At 68.8% G+C, this 20,816-nt stretch carries 18 protein-coding genes; 8 read left to right on the top strand and 10 right to left on the bottom strand.

The genetic code is table 11. The features are described from left to right. Positions 1–185: 185 nt before the first annotated feature. The 4 genes from hpt to dacB all read right to left on the bottom strand — a co-directional run bounded on the left by hpt (position 186) and on the right by dacB (position 4,738). Positions 186–737 carry a hypoxanthine phosphoribosyltransferase gene (gene hpt, locus FS787_RS09440; protein ID WP_024366624.1) on the bottom strand — a complete coding sequence of 184 codons (552 nt, stop codon included), beginning with the start codon at positions 735–737 and terminating at the stop codon, positions 186–188. A gap of 29 nt (positions 738–766) precedes the next feature. Further along, on the bottom strand, positions 767–1,804 hold the full coding sequence (tilS, locus tag FS787_RS09445) for a tRNA lysidine(34) synthetase TilS (protein ID WP_186329166.1): 1,038 nt from the start codon (positions 1,802–1,804) through the stop codon (positions 767–769). A gap of 125 nt (positions 1,805–1,929) precedes the next feature. Next, positions 1,930–3,048, bottom strand: coding sequence for a zinc-dependent metalloprotease (locus FS787_RS09450; protein ID WP_144672187.1), 1,119 nt, complete (start codon positions 3,046–3,048; stop codon positions 1,930–1,932). Positions 3,049–3,220: 172 nt separating this feature from the next. Further along, positions 3,221–4,738 carry a D-alanyl-D-alanine carboxypeptidase/D-alanyl-D-alanine-endopeptidase gene (dacB, locus tag FS787_RS09455; RefSeq protein WP_144672188.1) on the bottom strand — a complete coding sequence of 506 codons (1,518 nt, stop codon included), beginning with the start codon at positions 4,736–4,738 and terminating at the stop codon, positions 3,221–3,223. Positions 4,739–4,891: 153 nt separating this feature from the next. Between dacB and FS787_RS09460 the strand changes: the two genes are divergently transcribed. The 3 genes from FS787_RS09460 (at position 4,892) to FS787_RS09470 (ending at position 7,667) form a co-directional block, all read left to right on the top strand. After that, complete coding sequence (locus tag FS787_RS09460) at positions 4,892–5,380, top strand: inorganic diphosphatase (RefSeq protein ID WP_066432436.1); 489 nt, start codon at positions 4,892–4,894, stop codon at positions 5,378–5,380. A gap of 154 nt (positions 5,381–5,534) precedes the next feature. Then, positions 5,535–6,860 carry a carboxylesterase family protein gene (locus tag FS787_RS09465; RefSeq protein ID WP_144672189.1) on the top strand — a complete coding sequence of 442 codons (1,326 nt, stop codon included), beginning with the start codon at positions 5,535–5,537 and terminating at the stop codon, positions 6,858–6,860. A 45-nt stretch (positions 6,861–6,905) separates the two neighbouring features. Next, positions 6,906–7,667 (top strand): DUF429 domain-containing protein, encoded by a 762-nt coding sequence (locus FS787_RS09470; protein WP_144672190.1) that lies wholly within the window; start codon positions 6,906–6,908, stop codon positions 7,665–7,667. A gap of 24 nt (positions 7,668–7,691) precedes the next feature. On the opposite strand, the gene FS787_RS09475 is transcribed toward FS787_RS09470, so the two are convergent. Continuing rightward, positions 7,692–10,211, bottom strand: a complete 2,520-nt coding sequence (locus FS787_RS09475; RefSeq protein ID WP_260982487.1) for a phosphoketolase — start codon at positions 10,209–10,211, stop codon at positions 7,692–7,694. A gap of 138 nt (positions 10,212–10,349) precedes the next feature. Here FS787_RS09475 and FS787_RS09480 point away from each other — a divergent pair, with 138 nt between their 5' ends. After that, the gene (locus FS787_RS09480; RefSeq protein ID WP_144672191.1) at positions 10,350–10,949 is read left to right on the top strand and encodes a helix-turn-helix domain-containing protein; all 600 of its coding nucleotides are present in this window, start codon (positions 10,350–10,352) and stop codon (positions 10,947–10,949) included. Between the two features lie 23 nt (positions 10,950–10,972). On the opposite strand, the gene FS787_RS09485 is transcribed toward FS787_RS09480, so the two are convergent. Both FS787_RS09485 and serS read right to left on the bottom strand, forming a co-directional pair. Next, positions 10,973–11,881 (bottom strand): HAD family hydrolase, encoded by a 909-nt coding sequence (locus tag FS787_RS09485; protein WP_144672192.1) that lies wholly within the window; start codon positions 11,879–11,881, stop codon positions 10,973–10,975. A 133-nt stretch (positions 11,882–12,014) separates the two neighbouring features. Continuing rightward, positions 12,015–13,295 carry a serine--tRNA ligase gene (gene serS, locus FS787_RS09490; protein WP_144672193.1) on the bottom strand — a complete coding sequence of 427 codons (1,281 nt, stop codon included), beginning with the start codon at positions 13,293–13,295 and terminating at the stop codon, positions 12,015–12,017. Between the two features lie 89 nt (positions 13,296–13,384). Between serS and FS787_RS09495 the strand changes: the two genes are divergently transcribed. Continuing rightward, positions 13,385–14,449, top strand: a complete 1,065-nt coding sequence (locus tag FS787_RS09495; protein WP_144672194.1) for a diacylglycerol kinase family protein — start codon at positions 13,385–13,387, stop codon at positions 14,447–14,449. Here FS787_RS09495 and FS787_RS09500 read toward each other — a convergent pair. The 3 genes from FS787_RS09500 to FS787_RS09510 form a co-directional block, all read right to left on the bottom strand. Then, complete coding sequence (locus FS787_RS09500) at positions 14,446–14,682, bottom strand: hypothetical protein (RefSeq protein WP_144672195.1); 237 nt, start codon at positions 14,680–14,682, stop codon at positions 14,446–14,448. The two genes, FS787_RS09495 and FS787_RS09500, sit on opposite strands and share 4 nt — an antisense overlap. 93 nt (positions 14,683–14,775) lie before the next feature. Continuing rightward, positions 14,776–15,756, bottom strand: coding sequence for a prephenate dehydratase (pheA, locus tag FS787_RS09505; RefSeq protein ID WP_144672196.1), 981 nt, complete (start codon positions 15,754–15,756; stop codon positions 14,776–14,778). 18 nt (positions 15,757–15,774) lie between these two features. Beyond that, entirely contained in the window at positions 15,775–16,101 is a 327-nt protein-coding gene (locus tag FS787_RS09510; protein WP_144672197.1) for a rhodanese-like domain-containing protein, read from the bottom strand. A 386-nt stretch (positions 16,102–16,487) separates the two neighbouring features. Between FS787_RS09510 and FS787_RS09515 the strand changes: the two genes are divergently transcribed. The 3 genes from FS787_RS09515 to FS787_RS09525 all read left to right on the top strand — a co-directional run bounded on the left by FS787_RS09515 (position 16,488) and on the right by FS787_RS09525 (position 20,816). Then, positions 16,488–17,930 carry an amidase gene (locus FS787_RS09515; protein WP_144672198.1) on the top strand — a complete coding sequence of 481 codons (1,443 nt, stop codon included), beginning with the start codon at positions 16,488–16,490 and terminating at the stop codon, positions 17,928–17,930. A 119-nt stretch (positions 17,931–18,049) separates the two neighbouring features. Next, positions 18,050–19,162 carry an alcohol dehydrogenase catalytic domain-containing protein gene (locus FS787_RS09520; RefSeq protein ID WP_144672199.1) on the top strand — a complete coding sequence of 371 codons (1,113 nt, stop codon included), beginning with the start codon at positions 18,050–18,052 and terminating at the stop codon, positions 19,160–19,162. 184 nt (positions 19,163–19,346) lie between these two features. After that, entirely contained in the window at positions 19,347–20,816 is a 1,470-nt protein-coding gene (locus tag FS787_RS09525) for a peptide MFS transporter (RefSeq protein WP_144672200.1), read from the top strand.

The following is a 20,816-nucleotide window of genomic DNA, read 5'->3' on the forward strand; positions in this document are numbered from 1 at the left end:
GTGCTGCACGGCGACCGATCTGCGCGCGTGGGGTGCTGCGTCAGGTTCTAGCTATACACCGTCGGTGTAAGTCACGCACGGAATGGGCCAAAAGTTCCCTGAGGGCGTAGCGGGCGCAGGGCAGGACCGGCCCGGACCTGCGCCGGGCCCGTCCTGCCGGGCCTGTCCCGCGTGGCGGGTGCCTTCTATTCGTAAACGTGCGGGGCCAGGGTGCCGACGAAGTCCAGGTTGCGGTACTTCTCGGCGTAGTCCAGGCCATAGCCCACAACGAACTCGTTGGGGATGTCGTAGCCGACGTACTTGACGTCGATCTGGACCTTTGCGGCCGTGGGCTTGCGGAACGCGGTGCAGATTTCCACCGAGGCCGTGCCGCGTGATTCCAAGTTGGTCTTGAGCCAGGACAGGGTCAGGCCGGAGTCGATGATGTCTTCGACGATCAGCACATCCTTGCCCATGAGGTCCGTGTCGAGGTCCTTGAGGATACGGACCACGCCGGAGGACTGGGTGCCGGAACCGTAGGACGACACGGCCATCCAGTCCATTGACACGTGGCTGTGCAGAGCACGGGCGAGGTCGGCCATGACCATCACGGCGCCCTTGAGCACGCCGACGATCAGCAGATCGCGGCCTTCGTAGTCCTTGTCGATCTGGGCAGCGAGTTCGGTGATCCGTGACTGGATCTGTTCCTTGGAATACAGAACATGCTTGAGATCTGACTGGACGTCGTTTGAATCCACCAATAACTCCTGTGTAGATGCGGGGGCGACTATATTTGGGGCGGTTTTTGAGGCCGGAATACAAGCTTCCCACAGCGGGCCGCTTCGCGGGGAACCCCTGCGGGCCCTGGTTTCCCCTCCGCGAGGAGCTGCGCGAGGGAGAGACGGTAGACGCTGACCCCGCCGGGGAGCTCCACGGGACCTGCCGAGCCCTGCCGGCGGAGCAGTGCTTCCGCGGCGAGCAGGCGCTGGTACCCGGGCTGCTGGCCTCCGACGGCGGCCGCGGCTTTTGCGATGACGCGGAACCGCACGGCCGGCGGCAGTCCGCGCAGGGCCTCCTCCGGGAGGCTGATGGTGGCGCCGGTTTGTTCCCGGAGCCGGGCGTAGGTGTCTTCCGCCACGTCGTCGAGGTAGTCAGCGTCCAGCTGCAGGATGGCGGCGGTGCGCGCGAGCGATTCGGCCACGCCCGGACCCAGCTTCTCCTCCAGCAGCGGCAACACTTCCACCCTGGTCCGGGACCTCGCAAACGCCGGATCGGCGTTGCTGGGATCGTGCCAGGGGTCCAGGCCTTCAACCTCGCAGATCGCGAGGGTGTCCGCGCGGCGCAGTCCCAGGAACGGCCGCAGCAGGCGGTCCCGGGCGGGCCGCATTCCAGCCAGGGAGCGGGTTCCGGAGCCGCGGGCGAGCCCTAGCAGCACCTGTTCGGCCTGGTCGTCGAGGGTGTGCCCGAGCAGGATTGCCCCGGCGCCGGTGTCGTCGGCGGCAGCTTCCAGGGCAGCGTGGCGGGCGGCCCGGGCGGCCGCTTCCGGCCCCATCCCGGTGGACGCGACGTCGACGGTCCTGATCTGCACGGGCGAGAGGCCCAGTTCCCGCAGCGCGGCCGCCGCGGCGGCCGCGACGTCGGCGGATCCGGGCTGCAGTTGGTGGTCGACGACGACGGCTCCCACAGTGACGGGGTGCCCGTCCACGTGTCCGCGGCGGGCGAAGTAGGCGGCGACGGCGGCGAGGGCCAGCGAGTCGGGCCCGCCGCTGCAGGCGACCAGGACCCGTTCCGGGTAGCCTGCCTCGGCCAGCGCGTCCTGCAACATTTTGCGCGCGGTGCCGACCACCGGCGCGAGCCGGCCGGGCCGGCGCCGTCCGCTGGATAGCGGGCCGCTGGATTGCCGCACGTCGGAAAGCTGTCCGCTGGAAACGGGACCGGAAGTCACGGGACCTAGTGCCCCATCCGTTCGAGCCAGAGCCTGGAGTCGTGGATTTCGGCCTCGCTCGGCAGGTGTTCGGCGGACTCCCAGACCTTGTTGAAACCCTCCATGCCGGCGACGTCCACCACTTCGCGGACAAACTTGGAGCCGTCGCTGTACTGGCGCATCTTGGCGTCCAGCCCGAGCAGGTTGCGGATGAACTTCTCGATCACGCCGCGGTCCTTCGCCCGGGAGTTGAAGCGCTGCCGGATGGTCTTCACGGACGGCACGATGCTGGCGTCCACTGCGTCCATGACCACGTTGGCGTGCCCCTCGAGCAGGCTCATCAGAGCGGTCAGCCGGGAGATGGCGGCCTTTTCCTCGGGGTTCTGCAGCAGGTCGACGATGGCGCCGCGGCTGGGGGCGGCGCCGGAGGCCGTGCGGTCCTTGAGCGATTTCGCCGCGGCGGACGCCCGCTCCATCAGGGAGTCCATGTTGCCGAGCAACTGTCCGCTGAGGTTTTCGATCTCGTCCAGCATGTGGTGCCGCAGCCACGGCGCCGCGGCGAACTGCACCCGGTGGGTCTGTTCGTGGAGGCAGACCCAGAGCCGGAAATCCTCGGGTTCAACGTTGATTTCACGTTCGACGGAGATGATGTTCGGCGCCACGAGGAGCAGGCGTCCGGCAGCGGGGGCCGTGGAGTTCTCAGCGAGCGCAGAGAAGGGGTCGTACTGGCCAAGTACCTTGCTCGAAAGGAAGGCAAGGATGGCTCCGAGCTGGCTGCCCGTGATGGCGCCGCTGACGCTGGCCGCGCCGGGATTCAGGGTGCCGCGGCGGCCTTCGAGCATCTTTTCCATCGCCGGTTGGAGCATAACGGCGAAGCTCTGGGTGTTGGCCTTGGCCCAGGACGCGCGGTCCACCACCAGGACTGAGGAATCGCGCAGGTCGCGGGCGGCCTCCAGTCCGGTGATGTCATGGACGTGCGGCACGGAGATGTCCGCCATCAGCCGCAGGTTGTCCACGGCGGCGCCGATTTCCGCAGAGCTGAGGGTGGGCCCGGCGGGTGTCAGGCGGGCGGCGGTGGAAGCGGCAAGCTCCCAGTTGATGAGGGCTTGGGCTTGGGCTGATGTCTCGCCGGCAGAGGACTCCATACGCTCCATCAGACCACAAGGGCATGACAATGCGCCTTAAATTCGTCGGGCGGCGAACGCCGGCGGGCTGATCGCCGTCGCCCGGGCCGTCCGCTGCTCCGTAACTGCCGTTTTGGGGGCCCAAAAGGGCGTCTACGGAGCAGTCGGGGGAACGACGCCGACCGCCGTCGGGTCAGCGGCAGCCGCAGCCGGCCAGGACGGAGGCGGCGCGGTCCAGCGCGGCCTTGTTTGCCGCACCGGGGGTCAGGCCGTTGCCGATAAAGGAAAACACCAGGAGCCGGCCGTCGGCGTCCACCACGTACCCGCTCAGCGCGATCACCGTGTTCAAGGTGCCGGTCTTCGCGCGGACCAGTCCCGCGCCGCGGGCCGTCGCCGCGTCCAGGTAGCGGTCCCCCAGGGTTCCGGTGAGGCCGGCAATCGGGAACCCGTCAAGGCCGGCACGCAGCCGGGTGTCCGCGCCCGAGGTGATGGCCCGGACCACTTCAGAGAGCTGCCGGGCGGAGACCTGGTTGGCGAGCGCCAGTCCGGAGACGTCGGCGGCGCGCAGTGTGCCGGCGGGAATTTTCAGTTGTTCGAGCTGCTGCAACACGGCCGTGACGGCGCCCTGGTTGCTCCCGGGCTTGCCGGAAGCGACGGCGGCCATGCGGCCGACCGCCTCGGTGAGGTAGTTGTCCGAGGTGCGCAGGAGTAGGTCCACCTGCTGGCCGACGGTAGCGGACTGCACCTCGGCCAAGACCCTGCCCGAGGTGCTGCCCGAGCCGCTGCCCGCCGTCCCGCCGTCGGGTTGCGATCCGGCCGGAACCCGCGCGACGCCCGGCGCGACCGTCAGCCCGGCCGCGGAGGCGGCGGCCGCAAGCTCGGCCGAAAACGCCTTAGCGGCGCTCATCGCGGCGTCCTGGGGGCGGGGGCCGGTGGTCTTGGCGGGGTCGAAGCGGGCCGAGTTCAGTGCCAGCGGGAACAGCGGAGCGACCTCGCCGGCGGCAACGTCCTCCGGGCTCCAGGCGGGGTTCAGCGCGGGTCCGGTGAAGAGGGAATCGTCCAGCAGCACTTTCACGGGGACGGAGACGCCGTCGTCCTTCAGCGCCCGGACCGTCGCCTTGGCCAAGCTGGCGAGCCCTGCATGGCCCATCACGGCGTTCGGGGCTGATTCGCCGGCGCCGAGGAGCACATCTCCGCCGCCGGTGAGCACCACCGATCCGGGGGTGTCGCCTGACACGGCCGTAGTGCTGAAGCGGCGCTCCGGGCCGAGCGTGCGCAGCGCCGCGACGGCCGTGAGGAGCTTCATGTTGGATGCTGGAACGCGGACGGCGTCGCCGGACCGGTCGAAGAGGACCTCCCCGGTGGCGGCGTCCTGCACCACCCCGGTGAAGCTCCCGGCGCCGTCGACCTTCAGGGTCTGATTAAGTTGCGCCGCGAGGGAGCCGGGTTCCGGGACGGGGGCCGCGGCAGTGAGCGGTTCGATACTGTCAAGGGCGCCGCCGGCGGCCAGTGAACCGGGGACCTGGTGCCAGGGCGGGGCGGACGGCGCCGCGGTTGCGGGATCCGGGGCGCCGAAGAATCCCGGTGCGACGGCCAGGCCCGCGGGGAGCGCGAGTGCCGCGACCAGCAGGGTCTGGAGCAGCAGCGGGAGGCTCCGCCGCAGCGGCCCGGTCACCGGGTCCGTGCCCGCGGGGCTCGTTCTGCGTTTCATGCTGCTGCTGGTCCTTTAGTCCTGAAATGTCCCCACTAGTTCCTGAAACCAGGGCCTCTCGCTATATCCTCAATAGTAGTCGGCGGCTCCGGCGCTGCTTTGTGCGGATGTCCCGGGTGCCGCGAACCCCCTGAAATCGTCAAGGAGCAGTCCATGAAGCATGACGTGACCATCGAGATCCCCAAGGGATCACGCGTCAAGTACGAAGTTGACCACGAGACGGGCCGCGTCCGCCTGGACCGCGTCCTGTTCACCTCCATGCAGTACCCCACGCACTACGGTTTCTTCGAAAACACCCTCGGCGAAGACGGCGATCCGCTGGACGCCCTGGTGCTGCTGCAGGACTTCGACCTGCACCCCGGCGTCATTGTTGAGTCCCGCCCCATCGGCGTGTTCAACATGACCGACGACGGCGGCGGCGACGCCAAGGTCCTCTGCGTGCCGGCGGACGCCCGTTTTGATCACATCAACGAGATCAGCGACGTCAGCGAGTTCCTCATCAAGGAAATCGAGCACTTCTTTACCCGGTACAAGGACCTGGAGCCCGGCAAGTGGGTCAAGGCCGAGGGCTGGGGCGACCGCGCCGCCGCCGAGGCCGAGCTCGAAGCCTCCATCAAGCGCTACGTCCCGCACACGCACTAACGTATTTCAACTCAAACGCGGGGTCACTTGCCGCCCATCCGGACGACGGATTTGGGCCGGAGGTGACCCCGCGTTGCTGTTAACGAGCTGTTGCCGTTTAAGCGACGACGGCGGCTGCCAGTCGCGGGTCAGGAATGTATGAAATCGTTGGCTCATGAACGCCACCCCTGCTTTTAGCCCTCCCTGCGGTCCGATCACCGGATGGCGTGACGGCGACGTGGTGCGCGCCACCGGAATCCCCTACGCCACGGCGGGACGTTTCCAGCCGCCCGCGAGTGCACCCGACCGGACCGAGGTCTTCGCGGCCACGTCCCTGTCCCCGGCCTGCCCACAGGGACCCGTGCCGTTCCTGGACGACATCCTCGGCACCCGCTACGGGGAGCTTCCCGGAAGCGAGGACTGCCAGCGGCTCTCGATCACCATGCCGGCCGGCCTTGGCGCGAACGAGCGTGTCCCGGTGATGGTGTGGCTCCACGGCGGCTCCTACACCTCCGGCTCCGGCGACCTCGCCATCTTCGACCCCCGGGCCCTCGTCGCTGAAAACCGGGTCATCGTGGTGTCCGTGACGTACCGCCTGGGCCTGTTTGGCTACCTCGCCACCGGCACGGGCCGGCCCGCGAACCTCGGCCTGCTGGACCAGCTCGAGGCGTTCCGCTGGGTCCAGCGCAATATCGCCGCCTTCGGCGGCGATCCGGGACGGGTCACGGCCTTCGGGCAGTCCGCCGGCGGCGACGCCGTCGCGCACCTCATGGCGACGCCGGAAGCCCCAGCCCTCTTCCAGCGCGCCATCATCCAAAGCGCACCGCTGGGCATTGCCCGGGGCCGGGAAAAGATGAGCACCGCCATGGGCATCGCCGCCGAAACCGTCACCGAAGACACCCCGGCGATGGACGTCGTCGACATCGAAGGGCACGTATCGCAGGTGGCCCGGAAGTTCGGGCTGATCGCGGCCATGCCGTTCGGCACCCAGTACGGGCACGCCCCCTTGCCGCCGGAATCCGGTATCGAGGAGGCCTGGAACGCCACGGCCGCCGGGATCGAGGTCCTGATCGGCCACACCTCTGAGGAAGCCCGGATGTTCCTGCCGCGCAACCGCGCGGTCAGCCGCCTTACCAGAGTCCCCGTGGTGGGGCCCGCCGCGGTCAAAGCCATCAACTGGGCCGTGACAGAGGCGGTCTACGGCCGGTCCGCCCGGAAGTTCGCCCGCCGCCACGCCCGGGCGGGCGGCACGGCCTACAGTTACGTACTGAGCTGGGCGGCGCCGGGCAACGTCTACGGCGCCGCGCACACCGTCGACCTGCCGCTCCTGTTCGGAAACAAGCAAACGTGGGCGGGAGCCGGCCTGCTCGCGGGTGCCTCGTGGGAGGAAATCAACGCCCAAGGCCGGGCACTCCGCGCCGTCTGGGCCCGCTTTGCCGCCGGGGACGGCCTGGACACCCGCGGCGGGCTGCCCGGCACCCTGCAGTACCGGGCGGTTTAGCCGGATGACGGTCATGGTTCCGGTCGCCTTCGGGAGCGGACCGCGGTGAGGACCCTCGGCGTCGACCTCGCCGCGGCCACCCGGAAAACCGCGGCCGCCGTCATCGTCTGGGGCAACGGCACCGCCCACCTGGAGCATCTGGCCCTCGACGTGGGCGACGACGAGATCGTGCGGCTCTTCGGTGCCAGCGACATGACCGGGATCGACTGCCCCGTGGGGTGGCCCGACGCCCTCCTGCCCTTCCTGGCCGGGCATCTCGCCTGCGAGCCGCACTCCGTGCTGGACTACGACGGAATCGAAGGCCGCCGGCTTTTGGCGTACCGGGACACCGACCGCTTCGTCACGGCCCGCACCGGGCTGATCCCCCTGAGCGTCTCCGCCGACCGGCTGGCCCATCCCGCGATGCGCTGCGCAGTCATCCAGGCCAAAATCGCCGTCGCTCACGGACCGCAGGCCAGGGACGGCAGCGGCCGGCTCGCGGAGGTCTATCCGGCGGCGACGCTGAAGTCCTGGGGGCTGCCGGCCCGCGGCTACAAGGGGCGCGGCGGCGCCGAGACGGAGCGGCTGGCCGCGATCCTGGACGGCCTGACCGCGGCAGCGCCGTGGCTGGACCTGGCCGGACACCGCGACCAGCTGGCCGGCTCGGATGACATGTTCGACGCGCTCATCGCCTCCCTCACCGCGCGGGCCGTAGCCCTCGGCGCGACGCTCCGCCCTGATGCCGGACATGCCCGGGCGGCCGTGACCGAGGGCTGGATCCACGTGCCCGCCGGCGGGCTGGACGGGCTCACCGGGACCCGGCCGTAGCGGGGCGTTCCCGAGGAGCGGTGGTTACTCGAGGCCGAGGGTCCAGCCGCTGATTTCCTCCGAGTCCTCGCCGTGGTCCCGGGTGTGGTTGTGCGCCCGGATGCGGCTGTCCTGCAGCGCCTGGCGCAGCAGCGAATGCTTCTCCGCCAGGCCCGGCACCCGGTCGATCGCGTCGATGGCGAGCTGGAAGCGGTCGATCCCGTTGAGCATGGCCATGTCGAACGCCGTTGTGGTGGTGCCTTCCTCCTTGTAGCCGCGGACGTGCAGCCCGTCCTGGTTCGTCCGCCGGTACGCCAGCCGGTGGATCAGCGACGGATAGCCGTGGTACGCGAAAATGATGGGTTTGTCCGCCGTAAAAATCCCGTCAAAGTCCCGTGACGTCAGGCCGTGCGGGTGCTCGCTGGCATCCTGGAGCCGCATCAGGTCCACCACGTTGACCACCCGGATCTTCAGCCCGGGGGCACCGGCCTTCAGCAGTTCCGCCGCCGCGACCGTCTCCACCGTGGGCACGTCTCCGGCGCAGGCCAGCACGACGTCGGGCTCCTCACCGGGGACTTCAGACCCGGCGAACTCCCAGATCCCCAGGCCGCGCTGACAGTGGTGCGCCGCCTCGGCGGGGCCCAGCCACGTCGGCGAGGGCTGCTTGCCGCTGACCACGATGTTGACGTAGTCCCGCGAACCGAGGCAGTGCTCCATCACCGAGAGCAGGGTGTTGGCGTCCGGGGGCAGGTAGACGCGGATGACCTCGGCCTTTTTGTTCACGGCATGGTCGATGAAGCCGGGGTCCTGGTGCGAGAAGCCGTTGTGGTCCTGCTGCCAGACGTGCGAGGACAGCAGGTAGTTGAGCGAGGCGACCGGCCGGCGCCACGCCAGCTCCCGGTGCACCTTCAGCCACTTGGCGTGCTGGTTGAACATCGAGTCGACGATGTGGATGAAGGCCTCGTAGCAGCTGAACACGCCGTGCCGCCCGGTCAGCAGGTAGCCCTCGAGCCAGCCCTGGCACAGGTGTTCGCTGAGGACTTCCATCACCCGCCCGGCGCGGGCAAGGTGCTCGTCGAGTTCCTCGATCCGGTACTGCCACACCTTGTCCGTGACCTCGTAGACGTCCTGCAGCCGGTTGGACGCGGTCTCGTCCGGACCGAACAGCCGGAACGTTTCAGGGTTCTGGCTGATCACGTCGCGGAGCCAGGACCCCAGCGTGACCATCGCGCTGACCCGCTCCACCCCCGGCCGTGCCACCGCCACCGCGTGGTCCTCGTACTTCGGCAGCTTGAGGTCCCGCAGCAGCACGCCGCCGTTCGCGTACGGGGTGGCGCTCATCCGCAGTTCGCCCTCGGGGGCGTTCGCCGCAACGTCCGGCCGCAGCCGCCCGGCGTCGTCGAAGAGCTCATCCGGGCGGTACGATTCCAGCCACTCCCCCAGCTGCGCCAGGTGCTCCGGGTTGGTGCGCACCTCGGACAGCGGCACCTGGTGGCTCCGCCACGTTCCTTCCACCGGGAGCCCGTCAACCACCCGGGGCCCGGTCCAGCCCTTCGGGGAGCGCAGCACAATCACGGGCCAGCGGGCAGCGCCGTCGTCGGGTGTTCCGTCCCCCGTTGTTGCACTCCGGCGCGCCGCCTGGATGTCCCTGATCTCCATGAGGCAGCGGTCCAGGACGGCGGCGAAGTCGCGGTGGGCGGCCGCCGTGTCGTCCGGATCGGCCACGGTCACGAAGTGCGGCTCGTGGCCGTACCCGCGGAGCAATTGCTCCAGCTGGGCCTCGGGCATGCGGGCCAGGATGGTCGGGTTGGCGATTTTGTAGCCGTTCAGGTGGAGGATCGGCAGCACCGCGCCGTCATGCACCGGGTCCAGGAAGTTGTGGGAATGCCAGCTCGCTGCCAGCGGCCCGGTTTCGGCCTCACCGTCACCGATCACGACGGCGGAGATCAGGTCCGGGTTGTCGAACACGGAGCCGTACGCGTGCGCAAGGGAGTAGCCCAGCTCCCCGCCCTCGCTGATGGAGCCCGGGGTTTCCGGGGCGGCGTGGCTGGGGATGCCGCCCGGGTACGAGAACTGCCGGAACAGCTCGGCCATGCCGGGTTCGTCGTCGCTGACGTTGCTGTAAATCTCGGAGTAGGTGCCCTCCAGCCAGGCGTTCGCCACCACGGCGGGTCCGCCGTGCCCCGGACCGGCGATGAACAGCATGTTCTTGTTGTCCCGGCGGATGGCCCGGTTCAGGTGGGCGTAGACGAAGTTCAATCCCGGGGTGGTGCCCCAGTGGCCCAGCAGCCTGGATTTGGTATCGTCCGCGCTCAGGGGCTCGCGTAGCAGGGGGTTGGAGCGGAGGTAGATCTGCCCTACGGAGAGGTAGTTCGCGGCGCGCCACCAGCGGTCCACCAGCGCCAGTTCGGCGTCGTCGTCACCCTTTCGCCCGGCAGACTCCGGCGCCGGCTCGGATTGCCGCCCCGGGGTGCCGCTGAGGCTTGGATCGGCGTCGGTGATCTGGTCACTGGACTGGTCACTGGACTGGTCACTGGACAGATCGCGGGTCAGGTCACGGGTCACTGGATTCCTTACTTCACGGGGGCTTGGGCGGCGCGCAACCTCCATCGCAACACGTCCCCGGACCGGACACAAGCCTGCCCGCCCGTGTCAACGGGCGGAGCTTGCCAGCCTCTTGCCACCGGGTAGTGTGGTCCCAGAATGTTCACGCTGACCATCAATCAAACAGACAGCCGGCGCGACGGCGACTGCGTGCCGCAGCTCCTTAAGGACCTGCGGCACATTCCAGCGCGCCTCGATTTCGACCGCTCGGTGGAGGACGAGGTCCAGGGCATTGTGGACCTCCCGCACCAGGCCGTCGAGGCGGCGATGATCGCGTTGCGGACCGGCAGCTGGTACGTCGGGATCGGCGTCGGGCCTGTCAATGAGCCGCTGCCGAACCAGATTAAGGACGCCTCGGGCCACGGGCTGATTTATGCCCGCCGGGCCGTGGACCGGCTGCGCAACGGAAAGGACCGGATTCCGGTGGCAGTGGAGGGACCGCTGGCCGAGATCGCGGCGGAGTCCGAGGCGGTGTTGCGGCTGCTGGGGCACATTGTGCACGACCGCAGCCCCGCGGAATGGCGCGTCCTGGACCTGCTGACGCCCGGCGTCCGCGGGCAGCAGAAAGCGGTGGCCGAGGAACTCGGGATCACCACCCAGGCGGTCAGCAAGGCCGTGGCGCGGGCCCAGTGGAACGAGGAACACGCCGCGCGTCCCGCCGCGGCCAGGCTTCTGGGCCTCATCCTCGAGGTGCGCTGACCGCGCCTCCGCCCGGCCGGTTGCTAGAGCAGCAGGCTGCGCAGCACGTGGGCGGCGCCGTCGTCGAACACGGAGTGGGTGACCTCGTTCGCGGCAGCGATGACTTCCTCCGGCGCCTGGCCCATGGCCACACCGCGGGCTGCCCAAGTGAGCATCTCGATATCATTGCGGCCGTCGCCGACCGCGACGGTGCGGTGCGTCTCGATCTCAAGCCGGCCGCGCAGGTGCTCCAGCGCGCTGGCCTTCGTCACGCCTTCGGCGGCGATGTCCAGCCAGGCCGTCCAGCCCACCGAGTACGTCACGCCGGCCAAGCCGATGTGCCGGATGGCGGTATTGAATTCCTCGGGTGTGTTCTCGGCGCTGAAGACCACCACACGGACCGCGGTGGCTTCCAGCATGGTCTGGAAGTCGACGCCGATGGCCTCCACCCCGAAGCTCATGTCCTGGAAGCGCTCGGTGGAGAGGAACGCGCCGTCCTCGTCCTCGAGAGCGTATTTGGCTGTGGGCAGCCGCTTGCGCAGCGCCCGCAGCACGGGGCCGGGGTCGAAGGTGGCCTTGTGCACGATCTCGTACCCGGCCGAGAGGCTGGAATCCAGGCGCAGCGTGACACCGCCGTTGGAGCACACGGCGTAGCCGTTGTCGATGCCGATGTGCTCGATGATGGGCAGCGTCGCGTTGAGTGAACGGCCCGTCGCGATGGTGACGTGGTGGCCTGCAGCCACGACGTCCTGGGCGGCTTCACGGACGGGGACGGACATGTGGCCGTCGTGGTCCACGAGGGTGCCGTCGACGTCGAGGGCGACCATCAGCTTTTGGGCTGCTGCGTTGTTGTTGTTCCCGTTGTTGCGGTTGTTCTCGTTGTGCTCGTTGTTCCGGGTGTTGTCTCGCCGGTCATCGTTGCCGGCGACTGAGGTTTCAGTCAATGTTGTCATCTCACAAGTAGAGCAGACACCCCCGACCGCCGCTAGGACGCCCGCCACAGCGCGCAGTGAACCGGGGATGAACAGCTGTTGACGCCCATGACCCCGCGGCAGTCCGCCGGGTCATGGGCCGGGAACCGGCGGCTCAGATGACGGGGAAGACCGTCATGCCGCCGAGGTACTTCTGCAGGGCCTGCGGGATGTTGACGGAGCCGTCCGGGTTCTGGTGGTGCTCCAGGATGGCGACGATCCAGCGCGTGGTGGCCAGGGTGCCGTTGAGCGTGGCGACGGCCCGGGTGCCCTTGGGCGCCCCGTCCTCGTTCAGCACGCGTTCGCGGATATTGAGCCGGCGGGCCTGGAAGGTGGTGCAGTTGGAGGTCGAGGTCAGCTCGCGGTAGGCACCCTGCGTCGGAACCCAGGCCTCGCAGTCGAATTTGCGGGCGGCGGAGTTACCGAGGTCCCCGGCGGCGGTGTCAATGACCCGGTACGGCAGTTCGCACTTGGCCAGCATCTCCTCTTCCCAGGCCAGCAGCCGGGCGTGCTCGGCCGCGGCCTCCTCGACCGTGGTGTAGATGAACATCTCCACCTTGTTGAACTGGTGGACCCGGATGATGCCGCGGGTGTCCTTGCCGTGCGAACCGGCCTCGCGGCGGTAGCACGAGCTCTGCCCGGCGTAGCGGACCGGGCCGGCGGAGAGGTCCAGGATCTCGTCCGCGTGGTAGCCGGCCAGCGCCACTTCAGAGGTGCCCACAAGGTAGAGGTCGTCTTCGGCGAGGCGGTAGATCTCGGCGTCGTGCTTGACGTCAAAACCGGTGCCCTGCATGGTCTCCGGGCGCACCAGGGTGGGGGTGATCATCGGAATGAAACCGGCGTCGATCGCCTGCTCCATGGCCATCTGCAGCAGCGCCATTTCCAGCCGGGCTCCCGCACCGCGCAGGAAGTAGAACCGTGAACCGGACACCTTGGCGCCGCGCTCCATGTCGATGGCGCCAATCAGCTCACCGATCTCCAGGTGGTCCCTGGGCTCGAAGTCGGTGAACTCGCGGGGGGTGCCGACGGTCTTGACCACGATGTAGTCGTCCTCGCCGCCCGCCGGGACGCCGTCCTCGATGAGGTTGGGGATGGCGCGCAGCAGTTCGTCGTGGTCGGCCTGGGCGGCGTCGGCCTCGGCGGACGCGGCCTTGACCTGGCCGGCGAGGACCTTGACCTCCGCCAGCAGGGCCTGCTTCTCCTCGCCCTTGGCCTGCGCCACCTTCTTGCCGAAGGCATTCTGCTCGGCCCTCAGGTTTTCAAAGCGGATCAAGGCGGCACGCCGGGCCGAGTCCGCGGCGATGATCGCGTCCACCACGGACTCGTCGGCGCCGCGGGCGCGCTGGCTGGCCCGGAACTTGTCCGGATTTTCGCTGAGGTCTTTTACGTCGATCACGTGACAAGACTATCCAATGCGGGCACCATTACCGGGCAATCGCCGGGCAATCAGGCCACCGGCCACCGGCGGGATAGTGTTGGAGCACAATGCGCGACTGGCTGCCCTACCTCATCATCGCTGGACTCCTGGTATTTGCCGTCTCCAGCTGGTGGGGGGTGCGCAGACTCAAAGCCAAGCACGCGCGCAGCGCCGTGTGGGAGGAAACGCACAGTCCCGGGCTGGGCCAGCAAAAGGTGGCCGTGGTGATGAACCCGATCAAGTCCCGGTCCGATGAGGCCCGCACCCTGATTGAAAATGCCTGCGCCGCTGCCGGCTGGGTACCGCCGCGGGTCTTCGAGACCACGGCCGAGGACCCCGGGGCCGCGCAGGCGCGCGCCGCGCTGGACTACGGCGCCGATGTCATTCTCGTGGGCGGCGGCGACGGCACGGTCCGGGCAGTGGCGGACGTCCTCGCCGGCACGGACACCGCCATGGCCCTGATCCCCCTCGGCACCGGAAACCTCCTGGCCCGCAATATCCACCTCGACATAGGCGACCTGCAGGGCAGCGTCCAGACCGCCCTGTTCGGGCACCAGCGCTTCATCGACACGGCGCGGATGAAGGTTGAGAACACCCGCACCGGCGAGGCCGCGGAACACACCTTCCTGGTCATCGCCGGCATTGGCATGGACGCCGAGGTGGTGGGAGACACCAACGACGGACTGAAGAAGGCCGTGGGCTGGCTGGCCTACACCGAGGCGGGCGTGCGGCACCTCCCCGGCCGCCGCAAAAAAGTGTCCATCTCGCTGGACGACCAGCCGGAACAGAGCCGGAAGATCCGCAGCGTGCTGTTCGCCAACTGCGGCCTGATCCCCGGCGGGATCGACTTCATCCCCCAGGCCATGATCGACGACGGCATGCTCGACGTCGTGGTGATGAGTCCGCGCAGCGCGATCGGCTGGCTGGCGATGTACTGGAAGATCGTGCTGAAGCACAAAAGAAACCTGCCGGTGATGACGTATTACCGCTCCGGCAAGATCACCATCCGCTGCGCGGAGCCGATGCCCACACAGGTCGACGGCGATCCATCCGGTGAAGCCACGAAGGTCACCGTGCAGGTTGCCCCCGGCTCGCTGCTCGTCCGGGTTAAGGACGGCACCGAGGGGGATTAGGCGCTGGCGTCCTTCGCGGCGTCGTCGTTGTCCGCGGCTGCGGTCTTCTTCGCTTCCGCGGCTGCCTTGGCGGCGCGCGCCTCGGACTGTTCGCGGATCATCGCCTGCTCCTCTTCGAAGCGCAGCCGGTCCGCACGGTCGGCGTCGTCGCCGTCCCAGTCCTGGTTGTCAGCGGTCGGCTTGGGATTCACGATCATTCCCTGGCCGTCATTTTCAAGGCTGGTTCCTGCCATGACCTGCTCCCTCGGTAGAGGACTTCCCCAATATGGATCAGGTAAGCATACGCACAGATTCATAGGGGCGGAAGTGCCTGATGTGGCATTTGTCTACGCTGTGGGCGAAGCCCCGGACGTATATTCCGGCACCACGGATGCCCCGGACAGTATGTCTTTCACCCAGGCATGCGCGGCGCGGAACGCCGAGTCGGAGGTGTGCGGCTCCACGACGGTCCGGTGCCCGTCAGCGCGGCCGTAAGACCCCAGGAATCGGGTGGCAGGGCTGATCCGGTGCAGTCCAGCCAAGGCGTCCGCCACACGGGCGTCGGCCACGTGGCCGTCGGCGTCGATGCTGAAGAAATAGTGGCCCAGGTACTGGCCGGTGGGGCGCGACTCGATCCGGCTGAGGTTCACACCGCGGGTGGCGAACTGGTCAAGGATTTCCATGAGGGCGCCGGGACGGTCTTCCGGCAGGGGCACCACCACGGTTGTCTTGTCCGCGCCCGTGGGCTCCGGCAGCTCACCGGGCCGGCCGACCAGCACAAAGCGCGTAACAGCTCCGGGGTTGTCGCCGATGTTCTCCGCCAGCACGGTGAGGCCCGGCTGCTCGGTCGCCACAATCGGGGCGCAGATGGCGGCGTCGTAGTGGATGTCGCCTTCCAGAAGCCCGATGGCCGCCGCGGCGGTGGAGGATCCCGGGATGTATTCCGCATCCGGAATGTTTTTCTCTGCCCACAGCCGGCACTGCGCCCAGGCGTGCCCGTGGGTGGAGATCCGGCGGATGTCTTCGATCCGCGTCCCGGGCCGGGCCACCAGCACGAAGCTGATCGGCACGAGGGTTTCGCGGAGGATCCGCAGTTCCTGTCCCGTGGCGATCGCATCCAGGGTGGCGGTGACGCCGCCCTCGACGGAGTTCTCGATCGGCACCATCGCCGCGTCCGCCGAGCCGTCGCGGACCTTGTCCAGCGCCGTGTTGACGTTGGACGACGGGACGCGGACCGCGTCCGCCGCACCGGGAACCTGCATCAGGGCCGCCTCGGTGAAGGTGCCCGCGGGTCCGAGGAAGGTGTAGGTGACGGGTGAGGCGGGCATCGGCGCTTCTTTCTTCACTTACAGGATGACGGGCTTGAGTCCGTTGTCGGACACCAGCGGCATCCCGGCTTCCAGCCACTGGTCCATGCCGCCGGCCACGTTCAGGGCGGAGTACCCCTGGCCGGACAGCCACTGGGCGGCGCGGAAGGAACGGCCTCCGGTGCGGCAGATGACGTAGAGGTCCTCGTCGGGATCCAGATCGTCAAGCCGTGCCGGGAGCTGGTCCAGGGGGATGTGCAGCGCGCCTGCGGCGTGGCCAGCCACCCATTCGTAGTCTTCGCGGACGTCGAGAATCCTGGCCCCTTCGGGGATATCGGACACTTTCACGGTGTCAAAGTCGCTCATGGTGGTCCCTCCGCAGAATGCATGGTCTCACCCCAGCGTATCGCCAGCCACCCGTTCCGCGACCTCACCGGGTGCAGGTTACGCTTCTGGAATGGCGCACTGGAGACCCGTAGCAACCGACCGGCCCCCGGTTCCCGCCAGTCCCCGCTTCTCCTCCCGCGGGGCATGCCCTCCCCCGGCCGCGAAGACCGGGCACAATGCCACCATGTCCACCGGCCCGCACCAACACTGGACATGTCCCACGGCGGGCCGCGCCTCCTCCCGCGGGGCATGCCCTCCCCCGGCCGCGATGACCGGGCACAATGCCACCATGTCCACCCGCCCGCACCAACACCGGACATGTCCCACGGCGGGCCGCGCCGGGAACCCGCCGGAGCTGCGCTCCCGTGGCTGAAATCCATGAGCTCTCCGCCGTCGAGCTGCGCGACGCCCTGCGCTCCGGCGAGCTGTCCTCGCGGCAGGCCACAGGGCATTTCCTGGACCGTATCGCCGCCGAGAACAAGCACCTTGGCGCCTTCATCACGGTCACCGCTGAGCAGGCCCTGCTGGATGCGGCCGCAGCGGACGAATTCCACGCCCGGGCCGCCCGGGACGGAACCGGGCTGGCGCTCCTGCACGGGATGCCGGTGGCGTTCAAGGACCTGACGGACGTTGCAGGCGTCGTGACCACCCACGGCAGCGCCGCCCTGGACCACAAACCCGCCCTGGCCGATGGCGCCCTTGCCGCCGCGCTCAAAGATGCGGGGGTGGTCTCGGTGGGCAAAACCCAGGTGCCGGAGTTCGGCCTCACGGCGTACAGCGAGAACCGGATCGCGCCGCCGTCACGGAATCCATACGCCCTCAGCCGCAGCTCCGGGGGCTCCTCCGGCGGCAGTGCCGCGGCGGTCGCTGCCGGCCTGGTTCCCTTCGCCCCCGGATCCGACGGCGGCGGTTCGGTCCGCATCCCGGCCGCCGCCTGCGGTCTGGTGGGCCTGAAACCCGGCCGCGGGCTGGCGCCGGCGGGTGAAAGCTCCGGCGACCCCGCCGGGCTGGTGGTGTCCGGGCCGCTGGCCCGCTCCGCGGCGGACGCCGCACTGTTGCTCGATGCCCTGGTGCCCGCCGCCGGAACCGAGAAGTCCGCGGCACCCGCACCCGGTTACCGGGACCTCGCCGCGCAGGATCCGCCCAGGCTCCGGATCGGAGTAAGCCTGGAGAGCCCGTGGCAGACGGTCTTCCCCTTCACGCCGGACGCCGAAGCGCTCCACGCCCTCGCCGAAGGCATCCGGCGGCTTGAAGCGGCCGGTCACCAAACCGCGGAGGCCTCCGTCCGCTACGACAACCGTTACCCGGCGGTGTTCACCACGGCCTGGACCGCCGGCGTCGGGGGCGCCCGGATCGCTCCCCAGCGCGAGGCGCTCCTGACCCCGCTGACCCGGACGTTCCGGCGCCGGGCACAGCAGCGCGGCCCCGCGAAACTCGCCGAATCGCTCGCTTTCCTGCGCCAATTCCAGCGGGACACCATCGCCCAGTACGCCGCGTGGGACCTGATGCTGATGCCCTCGCTGGCCCAAACCCCGCGGCCGGTTGGCTGGTTCACCGGGGCGGCCCACGGCGACGGATACTGGCCGGCCTCCGAATGGGCGGGGGACGCCGACGGCGACTACCGCAAGCAGTGCGAGTACGCGCCCTGGTCATCGATGGTCAACGTGTGCGGGCTGCCCGCGATCAGCATTCCGGTGCACTGGACCGGCGGGGCGAAGGGTGCCGGGCTGCCGATGGGCGTCCAGCTGGTCGGCCCGATGGGTTCCGAGGCGCTGCTGCTGCAGGTGGCCGCGCAGCTGGGGTTCTAGCCCCACGACCCGCCGGGGTGGATGATTTCCCGGGCAGGCGGCGATACGGTTTAGCAGGGCAACGCCATGACATGCCCCGCCTGGCAACCGCATGACTGGAACCCACATGAGAGGGATCGATGAAGATCACCGGTGCAGTACTTGAGGAAATCGGCCGTCCCCGCCCCTTCGCGGATTCCCGGCCCATCACCGTCTCCGAGCTGGACCTGGAGGGTCCCGGACCCACTGAAATCCTGGTCAGGATCGAGGCCGCCGGCATCTGCCATTCGGACCTGAGCGTTGTGGACGGCAACCGGGTGCGTCCGGTGCCGATGCTGCTGGGGCACGAGGCTGCGGGGCGCGTCGTCGAGGTGGGCGCGGACGTCACGGACCTCGCGCCGGGCCAGCGCGTGGTGATGTCCTTCCTCCCCCGCTGCGAACGGTGCGAGAACTGCGCCGAAGACGGCCGCCTGCCGTGCACCACGGGTTCGAAAAGCAACGGCGACGGCACCCTCCTGCACGGATCGATGCACCTGGACCGCGGGGGAGAGAAAATCTTCCACCACCTGGGCGTCTCCGGCTTCGCCACCCATGCCGTGGTGGACCGCGCCTCGGCCGTGCCGGTGGACGACGACATCCCGGCGGACGTCGCCGCCGTCCTGGGCTGCGCCGTGCTGACCGGCGGCGGTGCCGTGCTGAACGCGGCCCGGCCCCGGCCGCAGGACAGCATCATGATCGTGGGACTGGGTGGCGTTGGCATGGCCGCGCTGATCACGGCGATCTCCCAGGGTGTTTCGCGCATCGTGGCCGTGGACACGCTGGAGGAAAAACTCGACCATGCCCGCCGCCTGGGTGCCCACGAGACTTACACCCCGCAGCAGGTCCTGGCGGAGGGCGTCAAGGCGAAGTACGTGATCGAATGCGCCGGGAACCCGCGGGCCTTCGAAACTGCCTTCGCCGCGACCGCGGTGGGCGGAACCACCATCACCGCAGGCCTGCCGCACCCCGACGCCCGCGCCCAGATCTCACCGCTGACCGTCACGGCCGAGGCCCGGACAATCATCGGCAGCTACCTCGGCTCCGCCGTACCCGCGCGGGACATTCCCACCTACGCCCAGCTCTGGCGGGAAGGGAAGCTGCCGGTCGAAGAGCTCATTTCGGCGCGCATCTCTCTGACGAACATCAACCAGGCGATGGACCAGCTGGCCGACGGGAAAGCGGTCCGCCAGGTCATCATGTTCGACGCCGAGTAGCCCCGCTCCCGCCCGCCCCACACACCCCCGCCCGTTGCGCTATCACGCCTTGTTGTTATTCCCGGTCATTCCGGGTCCATAGCAACATCCAGTGATAGCGCAACGGCAGAAACACCGGGCGAATGACTTGCCCCGGGGCGCCGCGAATGTGACAATCGCGCGTCACACTGTCAGCATTAAGTAAATGAGCACTACTCATTTATCCCGTCCCCCCGCTACAACGCCGGGCGACACATCCTTTTTCGGCCACCCAAAGATGCTGGCCAGCCTCTTCTCCGTGGAGATGTGGGAGCGCTTCTCCTTCTACGGAATGCAGGGCATCCTGCTCTACTACATGTACTTCACGGCCGCCGAGGGCGGCCTGGGGATTGAGCAGGGCCTGGCCGCAGGCCTCGTCGGCGCCTACGGCGGCGGCGTCTACCTGTCCACCATCCTGGGTGCCTGGCTCGCGGACCGGCTGCTCGGTTCCGAGAAGGTGCTGTTCGGCTCCGCCATCCTGATCATGGCCGGCCACGTGGCCCTCGCCTTCGTGCCGGGCATACCCGGCCTGATCGCCGGCCTGGTGCTGGTCGGCGTCGGGTCCGGCGGCCTGAAGGCCAACGCCACCGCCCTGGTGGGAAGCCTCTACCGGGAGAAGGACGAACGCCGCGACGCCGGATTCTCCATCTTCTACATGGGCATCAACGCCGGCGCGCTGATCGGCCCGCTGGTCACCGGCTGGCTGCAGGAAAGCCAGGGGTTCCACTGGGGCTTCGGCGCCGCCGCCGTCGGCATGGGTATCGGACTGGTCATCTACGCGCTGGGCCGCAAGAACCTGCCCGAGTCGGCGCACCTGGTGCACAACCCGCTTCCCGCCGACGAGCGCACCAAGTACGGCCTGCGCTTCGGCGCGATCGCCGCCGTGATCGCCGCGCTCTTGGCCACGGGCATCGTAAATGCGGAGAACCTGGCCATGTCCATGGCCTACGCGGCCATCGGCGCGTCGGTGCTCTACTTCGCCCTGATCTTCAGCAGCAAGAAGGTCAACGGCGCCGAACGCCGGCGTGTGGGGGCGTTCATCCCGCTGTACATCGCCTCCGCCGCATTCTGGGCACTGTTCCAGCAGCAGTTCACCTTCATCGCCGTGTACTCAGAGGAGAAACTGGACCGCAACCTGTTCGGCTGGGAAATGCCCGCCGCCTGGGTCCAGTCCATCAACCCGGTGTTCATCATCATCTTCGCCGGTGTTATGGCTGCCCTCTGGACCCGGCTGGGCCGCAAGCAGCCCGGCTCGGCCCTGAAGTTCTCGATCGGCCTGTTTGTGATGGGCCTGGCGTTCCTGGCGTTCATCCCGCTGGCCGGGGACGGCAAGACCCCGCTGCTGGCACTCGTGGGCATCCTGTTCCTGTTCACGCTCGCGGAGCTGTTCCTGTCCCCGATCGGCCTGTCCGTGACCACCAAGCTGGCGCCGGCGGCCTTCCGCACGCAGATGGTGGCGCTGTTCTTCCTCTCGGTGTCGCTGGGCACCACGCTGGCCGGCATCCTGTCCGGGCTGTACAACCCGGAGGACGAGCTGCCGTACTTCATCGGCATCGGCGGCACCGCGATGCTGCTGGCCGTCGGCCTGGCCGCGGCCTCGCCGGCGATCAAGAAGCTCATGGGCGGCGTACGCTGA

This window comes from Arthrobacter sp. U41 (genome assembly GCF_007679325.1).
GTDB lineage: Bacteria > Actinomycetota > Actinomycetes > Actinomycetales > Micrococcaceae > Arthrobacter.